General features: G+C 74.7%; 17 protein-coding genes. 8 read left to right on the forward strand and 9 right to left on the reverse strand.

What is annotated here, in order from left to right; genetic code table 11:
- Window positions 1-77 precede the first annotated feature (77 nt).
- Window positions 78-2,321, forward strand: a complete 2,244-nt coding sequence (locus tag rosag_RS17040) for a PAS domain-containing sensor histidine kinase (protein WP_284351364.1) — start codon at window positions 78-80, stop codon at window positions 2,319-2,321.
- A 504-nt stretch (window positions 2,322-2,825) separates the two neighbouring features.
- A complete protein-coding gene (locus rosag_RS17045; protein WP_284351365.1) occupies window positions 2,826-3,491 on the forward strand; it encodes a hypothetical protein in 666 nt (221 codons plus the stop codon).
- Window positions 3,492-3,608: 117 nt separating this feature from the next.
- Here rosag_RS17045 and rosag_RS17050 read toward each other — a convergent pair whose 3' ends face one another.
- A complete protein-coding gene (locus rosag_RS17050; protein WP_284351366.1) occupies window positions 3,609-4,331 on the reverse strand; it encodes a hypothetical protein in 723 nt (240 codons plus the stop codon).
- 33 nt (window positions 4,332-4,364) lie between these two features.
- Window positions 4,365-5,756 (reverse strand): MATE family efflux transporter, encoded by a 1,392-nt coding sequence (locus rosag_RS17055; RefSeq protein ID WP_284351367.1) that lies wholly within the window; start codon window positions 5,754-5,756, stop codon window positions 4,365-4,367.
- A 215-nt stretch (window positions 5,757-5,971) separates the two neighbouring features.
- On the opposite strand from rosag_RS17055, the gene rosag_RS17060 reads away from it, so the two are divergent.
- The 4 genes from rosag_RS17060 to rosag_RS17075 all read left to right on the forward strand — a co-directional run bounded on the left by rosag_RS17060 (window position 5,972) and on the right by rosag_RS17075 (window position 12,325).
- Window positions 5,972-9,286 (forward strand): YDG domain-containing protein, encoded by a 3,315-nt coding sequence (locus rosag_RS17060; RefSeq protein WP_284351368.1) that lies wholly within the window; start codon window positions 5,972-5,974, stop codon window positions 9,284-9,286.
- Window positions 9,287-9,309: 23 nt separating this feature from the next.
- Window positions 9,310-10,059, forward strand: coding sequence for a hypothetical protein (locus rosag_RS17065; RefSeq protein WP_284351369.1), 750 nt, complete (start codon window positions 9,310-9,312; stop codon window positions 10,057-10,059).
- The gene (locus rosag_RS17070) at window positions 10,056-10,829 is read left to right on the forward strand and encodes a hypothetical protein (protein WP_284351370.1); all 774 of its coding nucleotides are present in this window, start codon (window positions 10,056-10,058) and stop codon (window positions 10,827-10,829) included. The genes rosag_RS17065 and rosag_RS17070 overlap by 4 nt, the downstream gene beginning before the upstream one ends.
- Before the next feature lie 86 nt (window positions 10,830-10,915).
- Window positions 10,916-12,325: an MSCRAMM family protein gene (locus rosag_RS17075; RefSeq protein WP_284351371.1), complete on the forward strand. Its 1,410-nt coding sequence runs from the start codon at window positions 10,916-10,918 to the stop codon at window positions 12,323-12,325.
- A 21-nt stretch (window positions 12,326-12,346) separates the two neighbouring features.
- Here rosag_RS17075 and rosag_RS17080 read toward each other — a convergent pair whose 3' ends face one another.
- The 3 genes from rosag_RS17080 to gluQRS all read right to left on the reverse strand — a co-directional run bounded on the left by rosag_RS17080 (window position 12,347) and on the right by gluQRS (window position 15,004).
- Window positions 12,347-13,009 carry a YceH family protein gene (locus tag rosag_RS17080; protein WP_284351372.1) on the reverse strand — a complete coding sequence of 221 codons (663 nt, stop codon included), beginning with the start codon at window positions 13,007-13,009 and terminating at the stop codon, window positions 12,347-12,349.
- 59 nt (window positions 13,010-13,068) lie between these two features.
- Window positions 13,069-14,013, reverse strand: coding sequence for an aldo/keto reductase (locus tag rosag_RS17085; RefSeq protein ID WP_284351373.1), 945 nt, complete (start codon window positions 14,011-14,013; stop codon window positions 13,069-13,071).
- Window positions 14,014-14,083: 70 nt separating this feature from the next.
- Complete coding sequence (gluQRS, locus tag rosag_RS17090) at window positions 14,084-15,004, reverse strand: tRNA glutamyl-Q(34) synthetase GluQRS (RefSeq protein ID WP_284351374.1); 921 nt, start codon at window positions 15,002-15,004, stop codon at window positions 14,084-14,086.
- A 74-nt stretch (window positions 15,005-15,078) separates the two neighbouring features.
- On the opposite strand from gluQRS, the gene rosag_RS17095 reads away from it, so the two are divergent.
- Window positions 15,079-15,693, forward strand: a complete 615-nt coding sequence (locus tag rosag_RS17095) for a class I SAM-dependent methyltransferase (RefSeq protein ID WP_284351375.1) — start codon at window positions 15,079-15,081, stop codon at window positions 15,691-15,693.
- On the opposite strand, the gene rosag_RS17100 is transcribed toward rosag_RS17095, so the two are convergent.
- A complete protein-coding gene (locus tag rosag_RS17100; RefSeq protein WP_284351376.1) occupies window positions 15,694-19,329 on the reverse strand; it encodes an ABC transporter permease/M1 family aminopeptidase in 3,636 nt (1,211 codons plus the stop codon).
- Window positions 19,330-19,533: 204 nt separating this feature from the next.
- Here rosag_RS17100 and rosag_RS17105 point away from each other — a divergent pair, with 204 nt between their 5' ends.
- On the forward strand, window positions 19,534-20,022 hold the full coding sequence (locus rosag_RS17105) for a VOC family protein (RefSeq protein ID WP_284351377.1): 489 nt from the start codon (window positions 19,534-19,536) through the stop codon (window positions 20,020-20,022).
- Here the strand turns inward: rosag_RS17105 and rosag_RS17110 are convergent.
- The 3 genes from rosag_RS17110 to rosag_RS17120 form a co-directional block, all read right to left on the reverse strand.
- Complete coding sequence (locus rosag_RS17110; RefSeq protein ID WP_284351378.1) at window positions 20,009-20,674, reverse strand: hypothetical protein; 666 nt, start codon at window positions 20,672-20,674, stop codon at window positions 20,009-20,011. The genes rosag_RS17105 and rosag_RS17110 overlap by 14 nt on opposite strands.
- 85 nt (window positions 20,675-20,759) lie before the next feature.
- Window positions 20,760-21,287 (reverse strand): hypothetical protein, encoded by a 528-nt coding sequence (locus rosag_RS17115; RefSeq protein WP_284351379.1) that lies wholly within the window; start codon window positions 21,285-21,287, stop codon window positions 20,760-20,762.
- A 91-nt stretch (window positions 21,288-21,378) separates the two neighbouring features.
- Entirely contained in the window at window positions 21,379-22,971 is a 1,593-nt protein-coding gene (locus tag rosag_RS17120; protein WP_284351380.1) for an amidase, read from the reverse strand.
- Window positions 22,972-23,026: the final 55 nt, after the last annotated feature.

Genomic DNA, 23,026 nt, shown 5'->3' on the forward strand with positions numbered 1-23,026 from the left:
ACCTTATGGAGGGGCGCCCGCCGGTCGCGGGACGCATGGCGCAGGTCCACGCGGCAGCGAGTCCGATGGCCGGAAGCATGACCGCCAACGGGGGCACCGTGATCGCCGATCCGGGCGAGGCGGTCTTCGCCGCGCCGGGCGAGATGGCCGCCCGCTGTCGCGAGATCGACTGGGCCGCGACGCCGCTCGGCCCCGTGGAGCGGTGGTCGACGAGCCTGCGCACCACCGTCGGCCTCGTGCTGAGCTCGCGCCAGCCCATGTTCCTCTGGTGGGGCCCCAAGCTCGTCCAGTTCCACAACGACGCCTACCGCCCCAGCCTCGGCACCGGCGGGCGCGCGGACCGCGCGCTGGGCGCGTGCGGACGGGAGTTCTGGACGGACATCTGGCCCGTCATCGGCCCGCAGATCGAGCAGGTCATGACCACCGGCGTCCCCGTGTGGCACGAGGACCTGTACCTCCCCATCGAGCGCAACGGGCGGCTCGAGGACGTGTGGTGGACGTACAGCTACAGCGCCGTGCGCGACGACGACGGTCGCATCGCGGGGACGCTGGTGGTCTGCATGGAGACGACCGAGCGCGTGCTGACCGAGCGGCGCCTGAAGGAGTCCGCGGCGACGCTGGAGGAGCGCACCACCGCGGTCGAGCGCGCGCTCGCCGAGACCGCGCTCGCGGAGAGCCACCTGCGCGACGTCTTCTCGCAGGCGCCGGTGGGCGTGGCCGTGCTCACGGGGCCGTCGCTCGTCTACGAGATCGCCAACGCGCGCTACGCGGAGTCGATGGGCGGCGGGCGCCCGCTGATCGGCGTCCCGGTGCGCACGGCGTTTCCCGAGGTCGCGGGGCAGGGCTACTTCGAGCTGCTCGACGAGGTGCTCGCGACGGGCACGCCCGTATCGCTGCCCGAGAGCCGCGTGCTGCTGGACCGCGACCGCGACGGCGTCGTCGAGGAGTACTTCTTCGACCTGCGCTTCGAGGCGCTGCGCGATCCGGCCGGCCGGCCGTACGCGGTCGTCATCATCGCGGCGGAGGTCACGGAGCAGGTGCGCGCGCGCCGCCGCACGGAGCTGCTGCAGGAGCTGACCGTGGCGCTCTCCGCGACGCTGAGCGCGGAGCAGGTGGCCGCCGTGATGCTGGAGCGCGGGCTCCCTGCCTTCGGCGCGGCGGGCGGCGGCGTCGTGCTGCGCATCGATCGCGCGTCGGACGACACGCCGGCCGAGCTGCAGGTGCTGCAGATGATCGGCTTCGAGGTCGATGCGTCGGTGGGCCGCTCCCGCTATCCGCTGCGTCCCGGGTCGCCCGGCACCGACGCGGTTCTCGCGGGCCGTCCGCTGCTGCTGGGCGACCGCGCGGCGTGGGAGGCGCGCTACCCGGGCCTGTGGCCGACGATGGAGGCGGGCGGCTTCGAGGCGTACGGCGCCATCCCGCTGCGCTTCGAGGAGCGCGTGATCGGCGTGCTGACCGTGTACTTCGTGGGCCCGCGCACCTTCGCCGACGAGGACGTCGCGCTGCTGTCGGCGTTCGGCGAGCAGTGCGCGCAGGCGCTGGAGCGCGCGCGCCTCTACACGGTCGCGGAGTCCGCGCGCGACGACGCCGAGCGGGCGCGCGCCGCGGCGGAGGAGGCGAACCGCGCGAAGAGCGCGTTCCTGGCGACGATGTCGCACGAGCTGCGCACGCCGCTGAACGCGATCGGGGGCTACGCGGAGCTGATCGAGCTGGGGATTCGCGGGGCGGTGACGGAGGAGCAGCGCGCCGACCTCGCGCGCATCCAGGCCAGCCAGCGCCACCTGCTGGGCCTCATCAACGACGTGCTGAACTACGCGAAGCTCGAGACGGGCGCGGTGCGCTACGACCTCGAGGCGGTGCCGGTGGACGAGGCGCTGCGCGCGGCGCAGGAGCTGGTGATCCCGCAGGCGCGCGCGAAGGGGCTGACGCTGACGGTGGACGCCGGCGCGCCGGCGCCGCGCGTGCGGGCCGACGCGGAGAAGCTGCGGCAGATCCTCGCCAACCTGCTCTCGAACGCGGTGAAGTTCACGCCGGCCGGCGGGACCATCGCGCTGTGCGCCCGCGCGGAGGGCGACGCCGCCGGCGCGGCGGTGCGCGTGCGCGTGCGCGACACCGGCATCGGCATCCCGGCGGATCGCCTGGACGCGATCTTCGAGCCCTTCGTGCAGGTCCGCAGCGACCTGACGCGCACCGCGGAGGGCACGGGGCTGGGGCTGGCGATCAGCCGCGACCTGGCGCGCGGGATGGGCGGCGACCTGACGGCGGAGAGCGCGCCGGGGGCGGGGAGCACCTTCACGCTCACGCTGCCGGCGGCTCGGTGATGCTGCGCGCCGGGCCCGAACGGCGAACGGCGTTTGCAGGGATGAAGTTCGGATAGGATCCGATAAGAGCGGATGGCTCCGCGTGGCGGCGAGACACCTCGCGCTCCGCCGGAGCCATCCGTCGTTATCAGATCTTCTCGGACTCACATCCTTGCCGTCGTTGCCGTTCGGGTCCGGCGCGCCGCGCGCTCGATCAGGGCTTCGCCGCCGCCTCGCGCGTCAGCGTGAAGTCGTGCTCCAGCCCGATCGTGTCCGCGACGCGGAGCACCATCGAGGTGAAGCGCGTCCATGGCGTCACGCGGGCGGCACTTCGGGCGCACGGCGTGACACCCCGTGCACGCCGCGTGACGATCCCGCGCTCAAGTTCTCGCAGAAAGTGGTGCGGGAGCGCTCAAGTCGGCGAACATGAACGTCGATACATGACAGTGAGGGAAGAAACCAAGGGCGGCACCGACGACGATGCGGCCCACTCCCCCTCCAATACACCCTCCTGTCATCGATCCCATGTCGCGTACCGCCATCGTTCGCCGCGCCGCTCTGACCGCGAGCCTCACCCTGCTGGGCGGGCTGGTCACCGCGTGCGCCGACGCGCCGGGCACGGCGCCCGTGACCGCCGAGTCGACGCTCGCGCCCCGCGAGGTCACCAGCCGTGCGACGCTGATCGGCACCGCCGGCGACACGACGCTGCACCAGTTCACGTACTCGCCGTCGGCCGCGCAGACGGAGCGCATCGGCGCGCACGAGATCCGCTTCCCGGCCGGCGCCGTCTGCGACCCGTCGACGTCGAGCTACGGCCCCGGCACGTGGGACGCGCCGTGCACGCCGCTCGCGAGCGCGATCACCTTCACGGTGCGCACCTGGACGGACGCCGCGGGCCACCCGCGCGTGCGCTTCAGCCCCGACGTCCGCTTCGTGCCGACGCAGACCGTGACGCTCTACCTCTACGACAAGGCGACGGCGCTCGACAAGAAGTACCAGGCGTTCTGGTGCCCGACCGGCAGCCGCACGTGCATCAACGAGTCGCTCGCCGATCCGAGCGTGCGGACGCAGCGCGATCCGGGCACGTTCTACCTCTACGGCCGCATCAAGCACTTCAGCGGCTACAACGTGGTGGTGGACCGCAGCGGCGATGAGACCGCGCCGAGCGACGACACCAGCTTCGGGATGTGAGCAGGGCGCGGCACGACGTGGCACGACGCTGGAGGGCGCCCGCCGTCGGGGGGCGGACGGGCGCGACGCGAGACACGAACGGGGGCGGCCACGGTGGCCGTCCCCGTTCGTGCGTCATCACGGGTCGAACGCGGCGAACGTCGCCCGCAGCGCGGCGCGGTGGCGCGCGACGGTCGCACGCTCGGGCGGCGCGAGGCGCGCGGCGCCATCGTCGCCGATGACCGCCGCGTGCAGCGCGTCGTGCAGCGCGCGCAGCGCCGCCGGCGACAGCGCGCCGTCCGCGTGCGCGAGCGCGATCGAGTCCAGCCGCGCCCCGAACTCCACGGTGCGTCCCGTCGTGCGCATGGTCGCGCGGCTCGCGCCCGACCAGCCGAGCCGGCGCAGCTCCGCGTTGGCGGCGGCGCGGCGGCGCACGAACCACTCCTGCGGCGGCGCCTGCCGCTCGCAGTCGTTGCCGCGCGCGGTGACCGTGCGCGACGCCGCCTGCATCTGCGCGGTGATCGCGTCCACGCGGCGCTTCGCGGCCTGGTCGCCGTTCACGGCGGCCTGCATCAGCCGCTCGAACGAGTCGATCGGGACGCCGGCCGCGGTGCCGGGCTGGATGACCGACCGCTCGTCGCCGCGGCAGGCGCGCACGGAGTCGCTGCGCTGCACGGCGACGTCGCGCGTCACCGCGCGGACCAACCCGCGCAGCCGCACGTGCTCGGCCGCCGTCGGCTCGAAGGCGCGCAGGAAGGCGGTGACGCTCGCCTCCGTGAGGATGGGCGCGCGCTGCGCGTGGGCGGCGGAGGGCGCGAGCGCGAGCAGCGCGACGAGCACGTGGGGTGTGAGCGATCGCATGCCGTACCTCCGGAGCTCATCAGGGTCAGGCGGTCAGCCGCCCGCGACCTCCACCGCCGCGGCGGGACCGACCGCCGGCGTCGCCGCGCCAGGCGTGAGCTTCCGCGCGAACTCGCGCCGCAGCAGCCAGAGGCTGAGCGCGAGCTGCACGTAGACCGTGGCCATCGCGAGGTACCAGACCCACGTGAGGCGGAAGCCGGGCAGGCGCGAGAGCAGCAGCGCGGGCCCGATCACCAGCGACATGCGCACCGCCGACGCCACCAGCGACGGGATCGTGTTGCCCATCGCCTGGAACGTGCTGCCCGCGACGAAGATCAGCCCCGACGCGACGTAGTTCCACGAGATGATGCGCAGGTAGTCGGCGCCGACGGCGACCACCGCGTCGTCGCCGGTGAAGGCGCGCACCATCGCCTCGGGCGCCACGTGCGACAGCAGCGCGAAGAGCGCCATCACCACGGTCGCCAGCAGCGCCGCGTCCTTGAAGGTGGCGCGCACGCGGTCGGCCATCCGTGCGCCGAAGTTCTGCCCCGCCACCGGCGCCACGGCGAACCCCAGCGCGACGACCGGCATGAAGCCCGCCTGGATCACGCGCATCCCGATGCCGAAGCCCGCCTGCGCCGCCGCGCCGAACGGGCGCGCGACCGTGTAGACGACGACCTGGTAGAGCGCCATCATCGCGAACTCGAAGCCGGCCGGCAGCCCGATCGCGAGCATGCGGCGCCACTGCGCGACGTCCGGCCGCCACTCCGCGCGCGCGAAGTGCAGGAACGCGTCGGCCGGGCGGAAGTAGGTCGCCATCCACGCCAGCCCGACGACGATCGCGACGAGCGAGGAGATCGCCGCGCCCGCGACGCCGAACGCGCGCCCCGTCCCCCAGCCGAAGATGAGGAACGGCGCGAGGATCATGTTGAGGACGACGCTCGCGGTCGACACGATCATCGTCGGGCGGAAGTTGCCGGTCGCGCGCAGCGCCGCGCCCATCGCGCCGAGCGGGAACTGGAGCGCCATCGCGGGAACGAACCAGCGCAGGTAGGCGGCGGCCACCGCGGCGGTCGCCGGGTCGGCGCCCATCGCGCGCGTGTACGGCCCGAGCAGCGCGAGCCCCGCCACCAGGAACGCCGCGCCGGCGACGCACGACAGCACCATCGACTGGTTGAAGAGGTGCCGCGCCTCGGGCTGGTCGCGCCGCCCGACCGCGTGCGAGACGACCGTCGTCGTCCCCACGCCGAGCACCTGGCCGACCGCGAGCACGACGAAGGAGAGGTTGCCGGCGATGGCGACGCCGGCGACCGCCTCGGTGCCGAGCCGGCCGACCCAGTACAGGTCGATCAGGAAGTACAGCGTCTGGAAGACCATCATCACGAGCATGAAGCTCGTGGTCTTCAGCAGGTGCCGGGTGATGGAGCCCGTGGTGAGATCCTGCACGGTGGGCGCGGGGCGGGGGGAGGAGCGCGGCGGGGAGGAGGGGCGCCCTACCTTAGCGCCACGGGGCCCACCGCACCACGAGGGGCCGCCTTCATGACGTTTCCGCGCAACTGCGGTCGACGACTGCAGCAGGCCATCCGAGGGGTCGAGACTGACCGGCCATGCGCGTGGGCGGATCCGCCCGGGCGGTCGTCGTGTCTCCCTCGAGAGGTCGTATGCGTGGTGCGTTGGCGGGTGTGGTCGGGCGCGGGGTCGGGCGGCGCACCTGGCGGTGGATGGCGATGCTGGTGGCGCTGGTGGCGCTGGTGGGCGCGGCGGGCGAGCTGCGCGCCCAGAACCTGGTGAGCGTGCCGCTCCCCAACGGCTTCATCGGGACGCGCGCCTCCTCCGCCGGCTCGGCCGAGAGCGTCAAGACGTTCGCGACCCTCGGGATCGCGCGCCTCTTCTTCATCCAGAGCTCGTCGACGAACCAGTTCGAGCTCCAGGGGAACGACATCCCGGGCACGCTGCGGATCGTGCGCACGAACGGCACGACGCTCGACATCCCGGCCTCCGCCAACTGGCGGATGAACACCGGCAGCACGACGGACCTGATCGGCATCCTGCCGCGCCCCGCGAGCCCGATCACGTTCGCGTACTCGGGCGGCTCGATCCAGATCACGAACGGCGACAGCCCCGGCGGCACCAGCATCGGCGGCTACGTCGCGGGCTACACGGGCACGCTGGCGACCGACGGCTCGAACCAGAGCGGCAACGCCGCGCAGTCGCAGCTGCTGAACGGCCTGAACGCCTACCTCGCCACCGTCGTCAGCTCGCGCCCCGCGGGCCCGGTGACCGTGACGGCGCAGACGACCACCAGCACGACGCCGACGATCGCCGGCACCGCCACGGTCGCCGCGGGCGAGGCGCTGTCGGTGGTGCTCGACGGCGTCCAGTACACCACCACCTCGACGCCGGCCGTGGTGCGCAGCGGGACCAGCTGGTCGCTCGCGCTCACCACGCCGCTCGCGCTGGGCACCTACTCCGTCACCGCGACGATCACGGACGCGGACGGCTTCACGCTCAGCGACGCGACGTCGGCCGAGCTGGTGATCGCCAGCGCGAGCAGCACCGTCACGATCGGCGGCAGCTTCACCGCGAGCGACCGCGCGTACGACGGCACCACGGTCGCCACCGGCACGACCGGAGCGCTGACGCTCGCGGGCGTGAACGGCGGCCATCAGGTCACCATCGCGTCGGCGACGTTCGCGTTCCAGTCGGCGGCGGTCGGCACGGGCAGGACGGTGACGATCACGAACGTCACCCTCGGCGGCACCAACGCGGCGTCGTACACGGTGAACCTCGCCGGCGCGCCGACGGCCGCCGCGGCCATCACCGCGCGGCCCGTCACCATCGGCGGCATGTTCACCGCGGCGAGCAGGGCGTTCGACGGCACGACCGCCGCGACCATCGCGACGAACGCGCTCACCGTGCTGGGCGCCGTCGGCGGCGACGCGCTCTCGCTCACGGGCGTGACGGCGGCCTTCGCCAACGCGGCCGTCGGGACGGCGAAGCCGGTCGCGATCACCGCGGCGACGCTCGCGGGCGCCGCGGCCTCCAACTATGCGCTGAACGTCGCGGGCGCGCCGACGACGACCGCCGACATCACGAGCGGCGTCATCGTCGTCGTTCCGCCGATCGTGCCGCCTGTCGTGCCCGCGACCGGCACGGTCACGATCGCCGGCGGCATCACCGCGCACGACCGCGTCTACGACGGCACGACCGCGGCGACGGGCAACACGTCCGGGCTCTCGCTCGTCGGCGTGGGCCCCTGCCAGCAGGTGACGATCGCGTCGGTCACGCTCGGCTTCCAGTCGGCCGGCGCGGGCACCGGCAGGACGGTGGTCATCACCAACGTCACGCTCGGCGGCGCCGACGCGGGCGCGTACACGGTGGACCTCACGGGCGCGCCCACGACGACCGCGAGCATCACGGCGCGCCCGGTCACCATCGGCGGCACGTTCACGGCCGCCAGCAAGCCGTTCGACGGCAACGCGACCGCGACCATCGCCGGCAGCGCGCTGACGCTCGTCGGCGTGGTGGGTGGCGACGCGGTGACGCTGGCGGGCGTGACCGCGGCCTTCGGCGATCCGCTCACGGGCAACGGCAAGCCGGTGTCGATCACGGGCGCGACGCTCGCCGGCGCGGCCGCGGGCAACTACACGCTGAGCCTCGCCGGCGCGCCAACCAGCACGGCGAGCATCACGTCGCGGCTCCTCACCATCGGCGGCTCGTTCGCGGTCGCCGACAAGGTGCACGACGGCACGACCGACGCCACCATCACCCGCAACGACCTGCGGCTGGTCGGCGCGCAGCCCGGCGACGAGGTCGCGCTGACGTGGGCCAATGCAGCGTTCGCGGACGCGGCGGTCGGCGCGGGCAAGCGCGTGACGCTGCGCGCGGTCGGCCTCACCGGCGCGGCGGCGTCGACGTACACGCTGGTGATGACCGGCGCGCCCACGACCACGGCGAGCATCGTCGCCGCCGCGCCGCCGTCGGCGCCGCGCAACGTCGCCGCGGCGCCGGGAGCGGGCAGCCTCGCGATCACCTGGTCGGCGCCCGAGACCGTCGGCTGCCGCGCGATCACGGGCTACGTGGTCGAGGGGAGCATGGACGGCGGCCGCAGCTGGACGCAGCTCGCGGCCACGGGCGCGGCGCCCACCGCGGCGACGGTGCAGGGGCTGACGAACAACCGCGCGTACCTCGTGCGGGTGGCGGCGGTGAACCCGTGCGGCACGAGCGCGTTCACGTCGGCGGCCGGCCCGTTCGTCCCGGTCGCGCCGATGCCCACGCCTACCACTCCGCTCGCGACGATCGCGGAGGTGGTGCAGGACACGATCGTGCGCGTGCGCGACGGCGGCTTCACGCTGCGCCTGCGCGCGGCGGACGAATCGGGCGCCGCACTCCCGGTGGACTCGTCGCGCACGCTGCAGCTGGAGCACGGCGGCCGCGCGACCGCGGACGGCAGCGGCTTCGCGCCGAGCACCTGGGTCACGCTCTACCTGATCGGACGCGGCACCGCGCCGTCGCTCCTCGGCACCGTGCCCGTCGCGACCGACGGCACGTTCGCGGCCGCGGTGCCCGTCGCGGCCACGCTGCCCGAAGGCGCCTACACGCTGCAGGTGAACGGCATCGACCCCGCGTCGGCCCCGCGCTCGGTCGCGCTGGCCGTGGAGGTCGTGCCGCCGCCGCCGGACCTCGACCTCACGGCGACGCCCGATCGGGCGACGCCCGCCGTCGGCGACACGATCACGATCACGCTCACCGTCACCAACCACGGTCGCGGTCCGGCGATCGACGTCGTCATCCCGCGCGCGTTCACGGAGCCGGGCTTCACCGTCGTCCGCACCACGCCCGTCGAGGGCACGTACCGCGCGCCCACGCAGGAGTGGTCGATCGCGCGCATCGAGCCGGGCGCGCACGCGCGGCTGCTGCTCACCGCCGTCGTCGTTCCGCCCACCGCCCCGGCCGCGCCGCGGACCGCGCCATGATTCCCCGCGTCCCCTCTCCCCTCATGCTCCGGCCCTCCCTGCGCCCGTTGATCCTGGTGCTCGTCACGCTCGCCGCCTGCGCGCCCGACGATGTCGTCGCGCCCGCCGGCCCGGAGCCGACGACCGTCGGCCTCACCGCCGCCAGCGCCGCGTCGCTCGCGAGCATTGGCGACACCGCGCTCGTGCGCCCGCGCGTGCTCGACCAGCACGGCCAGCCGCTCGACGGCGCGAAGCTGCGCTGGTCGCTCTCGCGCGGCGACGTCGTCGCGCAGGACGCCGAGGGCGTCTTCCGCGCGATCGGGAACGGCCGCGTGACCATCGTCGCCGCGCTGGACGTCGGCCCCACGGGCGTCCGTCCGGCGGGCTACTGGGCCGACCGTCTCGCGGACAGCGTCGTCGTCGAGGTGCGCCAGCGCGCCGCGCGGCTCACGCTCGCGCCGGTGGACACGGCGTTCGGCACGCTGGGCGCGGCGCGCCAGCTGCGCGTGGAGGTCACCGACGCGCGCGGCCACGCGATGCTCGACGGCCCGCCCGCGCTGACGTGGCGCTCCGCCGATGCGCGCGTCGTCGACGTGGACGGCAGCGGCGTCGTGCGCTCGCAGGGCGAGGGCAGCGCGCGCGTCACCGTGCAGGCGGACGCGCTGGTGGGGGCGGCGACGTTCACGGTGCGGCCGCGACTCCCGCACACGTCGTGCATGGTGTTCGCGCAGCGCCGGCAGACGCGCCAGGCGTGCGTGACGCTCGACTTCGTCGTGCGCGAGCCCGCCCGATGAGCGCCGCCCGCACGTTCGTCCACACGCTGGCGCTCGCGCTGCTCGCCACGCCCGCGGCGGCGCAGCAGCCCGCGCGCGACTCGTCGTCCACGTCGTCGTCCGCGTCGTGGCTGGGGCGCGTCAGCGTGACGGCGCGCCTCGGCCAGCTCCGGCCGTCGGGACGCAGCGAGCTGTTCGCGCTCATGGACCGCGCGCTCCTGCCCACCGACGGCGCGCTGCGGCCGCGCCTCACGGGCGGCGAGCTGCACGTCGCGCTGACGCCGCGCTTCGGCGTGCTGCTGGGCGCCGAGTCGGGGCGGAGCACGGTCGCGTCCGTGAGCCGCGCGCAGGCGACGGGCGTCACGGCCGACGTGCGGCAGCAGACGACGCTCGACGTCGCGTCGCTGCAGTACGTGGGCATGGAGTGGCAGGCGTTCCGGTGGAGAGGGACGCGCGCGGGTGCGACGGACCGCGTGCGCCTGCTGCTCGGCGCCGGCGGCGGCGTCGCGCGCTACCGGCTGCACCAGTGGGGCGACTTCGTGGACGCGCCGCGCAGCGTCGCGTACGCCGACGACTTCGGCTCGGCGGGCCGCGGCGGCTTCGGCTACGGCAGCGCGACGCTCGAGGTGCCGGTGCGCCGCTGGATCGCGGTGCAGGGCGACGTGCGGCGCCAGGTGGGCTCGGCGCCGATGTCCGCGGACTTCGCGGCGTTCGACCGCCTGGACCTCGGCGGGACGCGGCTCGGCGTCGGCCTGCGGCTGCGCCCCGCGGCCATGTTCGGCGCGCGTTAGCGCGAGTCAGCTGCAACGGCAGGCGACTCGCGGGATCGGCGCCGGCGCGTAAGTTGGTCGGCACCCACCCACCAGCCGACCCTCCCGTGCGCCTGCGTCACCTCTCCTTCCTCGTCGCGTTCCTCGCCGCTCCGGCGGCCGCCCAGACGCCCGCCGGCATCACCGTCAGCGGCGTGGTGCGCGACGGGCTGTCGCGGGCGCCGCTCGCCGGGGCCACCGTGCAGCTGGTCTCCGCCACCGATGCGCTGGGTGGCACCCGTTCGGTCGTCTCCGACTCGATCGGTGGCTTCACGTTCTCCGGCGTCGCCGACGGCCGCTACACGCTCGGCTTCCTGCACCCGATGCTCGACTCGCTCGGCATCGAGCCGCCGCAGCGCGCGGTGCAGGTGGAGCGTGGCCGCCCCGTGCGCCTCGATGTCGCGAGCCCGTCGGCCGCGCAGATCCGGGCCGAGCTCTGTGGGCCGGCGACCGCGGACTCGGGCGCGGTGGTGATGGGAGTCGTCCGCGGCGCGGGCGACGGCGCACCGGTCGCGGGCGCGTCGGTGGCGGGCGTGTGGAGCGAGCTGACGCTCGGCCGCGGCGGGATGGTCCCGACCACGAAGCGCATCGTCGCGACGACGGCCGCGGACGGGCTGTTCGCGCTCTGCAACGTGCCGCGCGGCGGGCTGATGGCCGTCGGCGCGAGCCGCGGCGCCGACAGCACGGACATGATCGACCTCGAGGTGCCGGCCGACGGCTTCCTGCACCGGGCGCTGTACGTGGGCGCGGCGCGCGCGGACGCCGCGGTCGCGGCCACCGCCGCACCCTCCGACAGCGCCGCGCCGGCACGCGCGCGCCGCACCGGCGAGGGCACGCTGCGCGGGACCGTGGTCGCGACCGCGGGCGGCCGTCCGCTGGAGGGCGCGCTCGTGAGCATCGCCGGCAGCGCGCAGACGCGCACCGACGCGACCGGCGCGTGGACGCTCGCGAACGTGCCGTACGGCACGCGGCTGCTGGAGGTGCGCGCGGTCGGCTTCTTCCCGGAGCGCCGCCCGGTGGACGTCGTGCAGGGCGGCGCGCCGCTGCGGCTCTCGCTGCAGACGATGCAGGCGGTGCTCGACGCGGTGAAGGTCACCGCGCGCTACAGCGAGGGGCTGGCGGGCTTCGAGGACCGCCGCCGCTCGGGCCCGGGGCGCTACTTCACCGCGGCCGACATCTCGAAGCGGCTGGTGATCCAGACGTCGGACCTGTTCAAGAACATGAGCGGTGTGCGCCTGGAAGGCGATTCGATCCTCATGCGCGGCCCGTTCGGCGACTGCACGCCCGGCTTCTTCATCGACGGGCACTACTTCGACACGCTCGACCGGCTGGAGATCGACAACTTCGCGCGCCCCGACCGCGTCCGCGGCATCGAGATCTACACGGACGCGTCGGCGCCGGCGCAGTTCCGCCGGCTGCCGGGCGCCGCGGGCGGCGACGCGGCGCCCTGCGGCAGCATCGTGATCTGGACGCGCTGACGGGTCGCCTCCAGCTCGCCGTCAGAACTGCGCGCGGAACTCCTCGAACCGTTCGCGCAGCGCCGCGAGCTCCGCGCGCAGCTCGTCGACGGTGCGCTCCAGCGCGGCGACGCGGTCGTCCTGCACCTCTGCAGCCGGGGCGCGCGCCGGCTCCGCGACGTCGGGCGCACTGCTGATCGCGGGCTCGCCCGCCATCAGGTGCGCGTAGCGGACTTCCTTCTGCCCGGGGCGGCGCGCCAGCCGCGTGACGAGCGCCTCGGGCTCGCGCGCGATCAGCGCGTCGAGCGTCGCCTCGACGTCCGGGATCCCCGCGAACTCCGCCAGCCGCGCGGTGCGCGTGTACAGCTCGCCCGCCGTCTGCGACCCGCGCAGCATCAGCACGCCGAGCACCGCGAGCTCGCGCGCATCCAGGTTGAGCGCGTCGGCCAGCAGGTGCTGGTGCTTCGTGACGCGCGAGCCCATCGGCTGGATCGCGCGCAGCAGGTTGCGGCGGCGCAGCGTCGTGACGGCCTGCGACACCTGCTCCTCGTCGAGGCGCATGATGGGGTCGCGGTTCGACGTCTGGTTGCACGCGGCCGTCAGCCCGCTGAGCGACAGCGGGTAGACGTCGGGCGTCGTGACGGCCTTCTCGATGAGGGCGCCGAGGACGCGCACCTCGACGTCGGCGAGCGGGGGCTGGAGCATGGGTAGGGGCGGGCGTGGACGTCGGCGGACCGGCCGAATCTAGCGCCCGCCGACCGCGGTCATGCCAGCGGGTCCGGGTTCCACCAGCACGGGCCCTTGTCCCGCCGCGCCTCGACCGCGCGCCGGCGCACGTCGGCCATCACGGCATCCGACATCGGGGCGAAGCGGCGCGCCGCGGCGAACGCCTGGTCCTGCTCGTTCGGGAAGCTGAGGCCGAGCAGCGCCACGTCGGGGTCGAGGGTCAGCGTGTAGTGCAGGCACTCCTCGACGGTCAGCCGCGGCAGCGTCGGCGCGTCGTCCAGCGTGGCGTTCGCGCCGCCCGACGACAGCTTGCCGCGCGGCCGCAGCTGGAGCGGCTGGTTGTAGCCCAGCACGTCGCCCAGCAGCTTGCCCGCGCCGAACGTCTTGAAGCACACGGTCGCCACGCCGTGCGCCCGCGCCAGCGGCAGCGTCTCGGCGACGTACCGCTCGTCGACGAACGGGCCGAGCGGGAACATCGCGACGTCGCAGACGCCCGCGGTGATCGCGGCGTGCAGCACCTCGGGGCTGTGCGACGAGATGCCGCGGAAGCGCGTGCGCCCCTGGGCGACGCAGTCCGCGAGCTGCGCGAAGCCGCCGCCCGGCTCCATGAGCGTGTGGAAGACGTCGAGGTCCGAGAGGTTGTGGAAGACGAGCGCGTCGACGTGCTCCATCCGCAGCCGCGCGAGCGATTCCTCGAGCTGCGGCGCGACGGGGTCGGTCAGGTCGTCGATCTTCGTGATCACGAACGCCCGCTCGCGGACCCCACGCAGCGCGTGACCGACGACCTGCTCCGAGTAGCCGTCCTCGTAGTTCGGCGCCGTGTCGACGACGTTGAGCCCCGCGTCGACGGCGCGGCGGAGCGTCGCCGCGCACTGCTCCAGCGGCACGCTGCGGTCGGCGAGGTCGCCGATGCCCAGGATGCTGGCCTCGAAGCCGGTGCGGCCGAGCGGGCGGCGCGGGAAGGGAGTGAGGTCGTCGGGCATGTGGGCGCGGTGCAGGGGTTGGCGCGCACGACGCGCTGCAATCCGCTCGCCAGCGGCGGCCTCGCGCCGCTCACGCTCCCGGCCGAACGGCCTCCGCCTGCGCCAGCACCTCGTCCGGCGTCATGCCACGCGCGCGCAGCTCGCGGATCGACAGCGCCTGATGGCGCTTGGCCAGCCGGCGCCCCTCGGCGTCGCGCACGAGCGGCAGGTGGCACCAGGCGGGCGGCGTCGCGCCGAGGGCGCGATAGACGAGCAGCTGCCGCGCGGTGGAGCGCAGCAGGTCCTCGCCGCGCACGACCTCGGTGATCCCCATCGCGACGTCGTCGGCCACGACCGCGAGCTCGTACGCGGGCACGTCGTCCTTGCGCCAGACGACGAAGTCACCGAAGTCGACGCCGGCGGTGAACGCCTGCGGGCCCCGGATCGCGTCGGTGAAACGCACGACCTCGCCGTCGGGAACGCGGAAGCGCCACACGACGCCCGCCGGCGACTCGGCGTCGCGCCCCGCGTGGGCGGTCGGGCGCAGCTCGGGTGGGAACACCGGCTCGCTCCCCTCCTCATCCTCGTGCGGCGCGTGCGCGGCGTCGCGCACCTCCTTCCGCGAGACGTGGCTGGGATAGACGAGCCCCGCGTCGCGCAGCGCGCGCCAGGTCGCCTCGTACACCGGGCGCCGTCGCGACTGGTACACCGGTCCCTCGGTCCACTGCACGCCGAGCCACGTCAGGTCCTCGATCGCGCGCGCGGTCCACTCGTCGCGGCTGCGCAGCGGATCCAGGTCCTCGATGCGCAGCACGAGCGCGCCGCCCGCGTCCGCCGCCCGCCGCCACGCCGCGACGAACGTCCGCGCATGGCCGACGTGCATGTCGCCGGTGGGCGTGGGTGCGATGCGGCCGCGGTACGTGGCGTGCCAGGTGTGGGCGGTGGTCAGGAAGCGGTCCTCGTCCGGAGTCGCGCGGAAGTTGCGCGGGCGCAGCGGCGAGTTCCAGCGCACCGAACGTCGGGGTTCCGCACGCGTGTAGCTTGCGGGGCCTCGCACCCTCTCGCAGATGATCTCGTGGTGACCTCGTGACGCAGGACGCCGGCGGCGATGCCGCCGCGATCGACGCGCGGCTCGACGCCGTGTGCGCCGAAGGGTGGGCGATCTGGGAGCGGTTCGACCGCGAGGTGCGCGAGCCGGGCTTCCACCCGTTCGTCGCCGCCGACTACGACGTCGTGCGCGCGGCGCTGCAGCGCCTGGCCGCGCGGCGGCCCGCGCGCGGCCGCTTCCTGGAATGGGGCTCGGCCTCGGGCATCATCACGATCATGGCCGACATCGTCGGCTTCGACGCGTGCGGCATCGAGCTCGACGCGAAGCTCGTGGAGACGGCGCGCGCCCTTGCGGCGCGGCACGGCTCGCGCGCCCGCTTCGTCGCGGGAAGCTTCCTGCCCACGGGCTACCGCTGGCGCGCGCGCGACGGCGACACGCGCAAGGGCACCATCGGCGACGGGCCGTCGGGCTACCTGCAGCTCGGCCACGCGCTCGACGACTTCGACGTCGTGTTCGGCTACCCGTGGGGCGGGGAGGCGGATCTCATGCACGACGTGATGCGCCAGTACGGCAACCCCGACGCACTCCTCCTGCTGCACGACACGAACCTCGGCGTGCGCGCGTTCCGCGGCGGGCGCGAGGTCACCCTGTAGTCACGGACGCGCGCCGGTCGTCACGTCGCTCACGTTGTCGCCCGGCCCGACGTCTATCAGCAGGTGGCGCGGATCGAGCCCGGCGCGCGCGGGGCGCGCGGGCACGGTCACGACGATGCGCTGCGTCCCACCGCGCACGCGGTGCAGGCGCCGGTAGAGCGGCGCGCCCGGCTCGCCGTCGCGCCCCGCCGCCTGCACGCCGATCTCCACGAGGTCGTCCATCGGCAGCTCGGTCTCGATGCCCAGGCTGTCGACGACCACCTTGCGCGCCTTCACGTCCATGGTCACGCGCCACGCGCCGCCCGCCATGGGCTCTGCCGTCGCGCGCTCGGTCGCGAGCTGCCAGTAGGCGTTCCGCTCGAACAGGTCCGCGAGCAGCGGGTGCAGCGAGTCGGGCGTGGCCGCGCGCAGCTCGTGGTACAGGTCGAGCGACGTGGGAAGCGGCGCCGCGCCGTCGCCGAACCGCTCGACCAGGCGTCGCAGCGCGCCGTCCACGCGCGCCTCGCCGACGTACTCGCGCGCCGCGAACATCGCGAACGGCCCCTTGCGGGAGACGATGAGGCGGTCGTAGGTCCGCAGCAGCGGCTGGCCGGCGCGCGCGCGCGGGCTGAGGTAGGACTCGCGCATCATCGCCAGCAGCCGGTCGAGGTGCGCGCGCCCGTACGTCTGCTCCACGACGCCGAGGGCCGAGTACCACGCGAGGCTCTCGGTGAGCAGCGGCGCGCCCTGGACGACGGCGGGCATCAGCTGGTTGCCCCACCACTGGTGCGCCACCTCGTGCGCCACCACCGCGTACGCGAAGTCGATGTCGCGCGGGTCGTCGTCGGGGTTCATGATCGCGAACCCCTCCTGGAACCACATGTCGATGGGCGAGGCGTGCAGGCTCATCGACCGCCCGGCCCGCTCCACGAGCCGCAGCTGCCCGTACGGATACGGGCCGAAGCGCGCCGTCTGGTAGTCGAGCGTCGCCCGCATGCTGCGCAGCATGCGCGCGACGTTCCGCGTGTGCGCGGGGTGGTGCAGCACCTGGAGCGCGACGGGCTGCGCCGACGTGCCCGCCGGCGCGCTCCATCGCGCCTCGTCCACCGCGTACGCGGCCGAGTAGATCGCGAGCTCGTTGCGGATCGGGACGTCGGTCGCGTAGTGGAAGTACCGGCGCCCGCGCTCGGTCCACGTGCGCCGCAGCGCGCCCGGCGCGACGGCCACCTGGCCCGCGTCCGTGCCGACGACGGCGTCGACGGTGATGCGCTCCGCGCCCGCCATGTCGCGCCGCGCCGCCTCGTCCTCCAGCGCGCGCACGGACGGCCGCGGCGGCAGCCCCTGCGCGCGACGCTCGCCCGCGCCGCTCAACGCGCGCTCCGGCTGGTAGCCGATCGCGGGCAGCCACTCCGACTGCGCGACGTACGTCGCCTTCGGCGTCACCGCGAGGTCGATGCCGCCGCTCGCGAAGCCGCGCGGCCGGTGGCGCACCGTGAAGTCCATCCGCAGCGAGTCGCCCGGCGGCAGCGGCGCGGCCAGCACGTAGACGCGGTGGCCGAGCGTGTCGTCCACCAGCGCGCGCGTCGCGGCGCGGTCGAAGCGCAGCTCGCCCGTCCCGACGCGCGTCGCCGTCGCGACGTGCACCGTGTCGATCGCCACGCCGCTCGCGTTCACCAGCCGGTAGCTGCCGTCGATGTCCGCGGCGCCCTCCGTCGGATGCAGCTCGACACGCAGCCGCACGCTCGCGAGCTGCGGCTGCGGCGCGCCCTCGAAGCGACCGTACAGGCGCTCGTACGCGACGCTGCGCCGCACCGCGTCGTCGCCGGTGCTGGGCGCGCGCAGGACGGCCGTGTTGTAGAACAGGTAGCCGCCCACCGCGACCACGAGGCTCGTCGCCGCAAGCGTCGTCACGCCGACGGGGCGCGTGAAGCGGCGCCGCGCGAGCTGCAGCCGCGCCGCGAGGCCGCGCTCGGTGCCGCGCACCCAGAGGAGGCGCGTGGCGACGGCCAGCAGCAGCGCCCACGCCGCCCAGTACAGCCGGAACCAGAGCACCGGCGCGAGCGTCGGCCCGAAGCCGCGCAGGTCGGAGTACGACCAGCCCGGATCCGACCGGTAGACGAGCATCGGCTGGTCGATCCCGAGGCTGGTCGCGAAGGTGGTGAGCGCGTACGCGAGCAGCACGAGCGTGTGGCCGACGTACTTCTGGTCGACGATCACGTGCATCGCGATCGCCAGCAGCGCGAACAGCAGGTAATCGCCGAGCTGCAGGCCGAGGAGGATCCTCGCGTAGAGCCCCAGCTCGAAGTCGTGGTAGCCCATGCGTGCCTGCACGAGCATCGCGGCGCCCATCATGAGCAGCTGCAGCGCCGCGAGCACGAGCGCGAGGCCGAGGAACCTGCCGAGGGCCGCGATCCACTCGGGCACCGGCGCGGCGTCGGCGATCTCGTGGAGCCCCGCATCGCGCTCGCGCCACACCAGCTCACCCGCGTAGTAGGCGATGAGCAGCGGGATGATCATCCACACGATCTCGCCCGTGTCGCCGATGTACGTCGTCAGGTGCCCGGTCGTCGGGAGCAGCGGCACGCCCAGGTGCTGCGTCATCGACTGGATGGCGAGGACCAGCAGCACCGTCAGCGCCGCCAGCCCGAGCCCGCCCCACCCGGTGACGATCTCCGCGAACGACTCGCGCGTGACACGCCGCAGCTGCCGCGTCTGCGCCGCGCGATCGAACGTCCGGCGCACGCGGGGGGCGGCGATCGGTGCGCGTCGCGCCGCCTCCAGCATCGCGGCCGCGTCGTCGGGTGCGGCGCTCGTTCCCGCGTCAGGAGCGGCACGTCGCCAGCTGCGCGCGCCGGGATGCGCGAAGCGGAAGCGCAGGTGCGTGAGCGCGAGCAGGCCGCACGCGACGCCGAGCCACAGCAGGCGGTTCGTGAGCAGCGCGCCTTCCAGCGTGACGGCGCGGGCGTTCTTCTCCGCGGCCGTCCACGAGCGCGAGAGCTCGCTCATCGCGGTGAGGGCGAGCGGGTCGAGCAGCCTGCCGAGCTCCCAGCGTCCGAGTCCGACCGCGACGAGCTGCCACGCGAGCATCGTCACGAAGAACAGGAGCACGGCGCCCAGGTAGCTCAGTCCCGGGCGTCGGCCGAGCGTGGCCAGCGCGAAGGCGACGGCCGTGGCGATGAAGGCGTTCGGGAGGGCGAGCTGCACGTACGCGCCCACGTAGACCGCTGGTCGGAACGGCCCGAGGAGCGCCGCTTCCGGGCCCGGGACGAGCGCTGCCAGCAGCACCCCGGCGGGCACGCCGAGCAGCACGATCGCGCTCACGAGGAACGCGCCCAGGAAGCGTCCGCCGAGGTAGCTCGCGCGGTCGAGCGGCGCGGAGTAGACCAGCGCGTGCATGCGCGTCTGCACGTCGCGCGCGCCCGCGTCGCCGGCCGTGGCCGCGGCCACCAGCAGCACCATCACGCTGCCGAGCAGCGTCACCGCCGCGACGACGAACGGGGAGTTGAAGTGGAAGCCGCCGCGCCGGGCGCTGTCGATGTAGGCTTCGGTCGCGAACTGGTAGGTGAGCCCCAGCAGCACCGCGAAGTACAGCCACGTCGAGACGCGGCGCAGCTGGTAGGCCACCTCGAAGCGGAGGATCGACCAGAGCTTCGACATGCGGTGGGGGCGGGCGGAGCGGGCGGCGGGACCGGGGAGGTGGGGCGCGTCCCGCGTGCTCTGCCCCGCCGGCTCTACGGTCCGCCGCCGTCGCCGGTGTCACCGGCTGCTTCTCGTGGCGCGATGTCGAGGCGCGCCGTCCGGCTCCGACTACAGGGTGAGACTCGCAGGCGGTCCACCACCATCACACCAGGAGAACGTCCCATGCCCGCACTCCAGACCTGCCTCTGGTTCCGCTCCGAAGCCGAGGAGGCGGCGCGGCACTACGTCGCGATCTTCCCCAACTCGAAGGTCGGGCAGGTCCTGCGCGCCGGCGGCGGGGTCGTCGCCGTCGAGTTCGTGCTGGATGGCGCGCCCTTCCTGGCGCTCAACGGCCGTCTCGAGACGGCGTTCACCGACGCGTGCTCGATCCTCGTGCCGTGCGACACGCAGGAGGAGATCGACCGCTACTGGGGGGCGTTGGTGCAGGGCGGTGCCGAGGGGCAGTGCGGTTGGCTGACGGACCGCTTCGGCGTGTCGTGGCAGGTCGCGCCGCGGGACTTCGCGTCGCTGCTGAGCCACCCCGACCCCGTACGTGCCCGCCGCGCCATGCAGGCGATGATGGGGATGCGGAAGATCGACGTCGCGGCGATCCGCGAGGCGCGCGACGGCGAGCTGGCCGCCGCGGGCGCTGCCGATGCTACGAGCCCGTGAGGCGGCGGGCGAAGCCGGCGATCGCGTCGAACTGACGGCCGCGCGCGCCTGCCCAGAGGGGCAGGCGCAGCGCGCCGACGAGCAGGATCAGGGCGCCGAGCACGCCTGCGAGCATCGCGCGGGTCAGCCGCTCGCCGTCGGCGCCGAGTGCGGCCACCACGCCGATGGCGATGGCGGCGAGGAGCACCGTGCCGGCCAGCGCGAACATCGCGGGCGCATCGCCCTTGCGCGTGCGCAGCGCGAGGACGGCGCCGGCGTCCGTGGGCTCGTGCGAGACGCGGAGGTTGCCGTTGCGCCACTCGCGCCGGCCGCCGATGACCTCGATGCGGCCCTGCGCGGCGAAGGTGTCGCGCAGCTGGGCGACCAGGCGGCCCCAGTCCTCGTCGCTCAGCGGGCGCGCGAGCGGGACGGCGCGCGACACGGCGACGGGGAGTCCGAGGTAGCGGCGGTCGCCGGGCGCGGCGGCCTGGCCGTCGAGGGCGATCGCGGCCGCGGCCACCGAGGCGGGCGCGATCCCCGCCTCCGCGCCGGCGCGCTGGATCTCCGCGAGCGTCCACTGCCGCTCGCCGGACGCGAGCGCGGTCGACTCCGCCTCCGCGGCCAGGGCCAGGATTCGCTGGACGTCCTCCTCCGAGTACCGTCGGTCCTGCATCGTCGCCTCCGTCGGGTCGCGTGGCCTGCCTCCACACGACGATGGCGACCCGGGGGGCGGTTTCGCCATCCCACGTTCGGGCCGGTCACGGGATCGCCCCGTCGTCGACGAGCTCCAGGATGATCTGGTAGCGCGGCTGCTCGATCGGCTCCTCGTCGGGCGCCCATTCCACGTCGAGGTCGGCCGGGTCGCCGTCGAGCAGTGCCTCGTCGTCGTCGAGGGCGATCGCGACCGGTCCGAGGTCGTCGTCGTCCTCGTCGTGCTCGGGCGTCCACGGCAGCGACTCGCGGCGCGCCTCCTCCGCCTCCGCGGCCGCGAGCAGCTCGACCGTGTCCTGGATCCCCAGCATGCGGGTCGGCACGACGGAGCCGTCCTCGCGATGCAGAACGAGCGGATGCGCATCGGCGTGGTGGGCCGAGGCGGCGAGGCCGCCCTTCCAGGCGTCGCGGTCCAGGTGGGCGCGCAACGCGAGCGGCGGGAGGAGTCGCGGCAGCAGGCGCTCGCCCTCCGCGTTCGGGTGGAACCAGCCCGCGCGGATCCGGACCGCCGAGCGCACGAAGCCCAGGTCGGTCTCGCCGATCGTCACGCCGCCGCTCGATATCGTGTACCGCACGCCCGCCCTCCGGTTGAGGATGGGCGAAGGCTACGTGGCGAGGGGCGTGGCGCCCGTACCGCGACGACGCGCCGCGTGTCGGATCGCTGCGTCAGGTCGCGCGCGGCGGCGCCACGAAGCGGCGCGACTGCCGCTCGTAGGCGTGCGCCAGCGCGAGCACGCGCGCGTCCTCGCCCGGCAGCCCGACGATCGAGAGGTTGAGCGCGGGCATCCCGTCCGCGCCCAGCCCTGCGGGCACCGAGACCTCGGGGAGCCCGAGCCAGTTGCCGTAGCCCAGCGGCGTGCGGACGTCCGGCCACGGATCGACGGCGCGCGGCGCGTTGAAGGGCATCGTCGGATAGACCATCGCGGTCACGCCCGCCGCGCGCATCGACGCCGCGAGGCCCGCGACGACCTCCGCGCGCGACCGGGCGAACGAGCGCCCCGCCGCGTCGGCGGCCATCGGCTGGTCGAGCAGCGGCTCGCACGCCTCGTAGGTCGCGGGAAGCACGTCGTAGAACGCGCGGAACGCCGCGTAGCCGCGCTTCACCGCCTCGCGCGCCGCGCGCGCATCCGAGGTGCGGCCCGCGAAGTAGCGGAGCAGCGCGTTGGCGGTGGGCGCGGGCGAGCGCGAGTCCGGTGCGACGTCGCCACGCGCGCGCGCGGCCGCCGAGAACGCGTCGCGGAAGTCGACGCGCGTGACCGACGGCGCGAACGCGTCCACGACGGCGCCCGCCGCGCGCAGGTCCCCCAGCGCGCGGTCCCACACGCTCAGCGCCTCGGCCGACATCTGCGCGCGCGGCGCGTGCAGCTCGACGAGTCCGAGCCGGACGCCAGAGAGCGCGTCGTCGCGCAGCGTGGCAAGGGAGGCGCGATCGCCCGTCATCGCGAGGCTGAGCGGATCCGACGCGTCGATGCCCGCGATCGCCGCCAGCATCAGCGCCGCGTCGGCGACGGTGCGCGCGAGCGGCCCGTGCGTGTCGAGGTATGGCCACGTCGGGATCACGCCCGTGCGCGGCACGAGGCCGAACGTCGGCTTCATCCCCACGACGCCCGTGAACTGCGCGGGGATGCGGTTCGAGCCGCCGTCGTCGGTGCCGAGCGCGGCGAACGCCATCCCACCGGCGACGGCGACCGCGGAGCCGGCGCTCGAGCCGCCGGGCGTGCGGATCCCCGCGCGGTCGTACGGGTTGAGCACCTGGCCCGTGTGGCTGCTCGTGCCGTTGCCGCGGTACGCGAAGTCGTCGGCCGCCGTCTTCCCGAGCACGATCGCGCCCGCCGCGCGCAGCCGCGCGATCTCGATCGCATCGCGCCGCACGCGCTCGGGGAAGAGGCGCGCCCAGTCGGCGCTGGAGCCGGTCGTCGGCAGGCCTGCCATGTCGTAGATCGACTTCGCGAACACGGGGACGCCGTCGAGCGGCCCGCGCGTGCGCCGCGCGCGCAGCCGCGCATCCGCTGCGCGCGACTCGGCCCGCGCGGTGTCGGCCAGCGCGTCGATCGCGCGCCACTTCATCCCGTCCGTGCGGCCGCGGTCCAGGGCGCGCGCGGTCACCTCGGCCGCGGTCCACGCGCCGCGCCGGCGGCCGGCCTGGTAGTCCGCGACGGTGCCATCGAGCGGATCGTCGGCGGGTGCCGCCAGCGCGGGCATCGGGAGGGCGACGAGGGCGGCGAGCTGCGCGAGCGCTTCGCGGCGGGTCGGGGACATCGCAGGCGGTCGAAGGGGCGGTGCGGGCGTGTGACCGACACACGATGCCGTGCGC

Origin of the sequence: Roseisolibacter agri, assembly GCF_030159095.1 — a bacterium.
GTDB lineage: Bacteria > Gemmatimonadota > Gemmatimonadetes > Gemmatimonadales > Gemmatimonadaceae > Roseisolibacter > Roseisolibacter agri.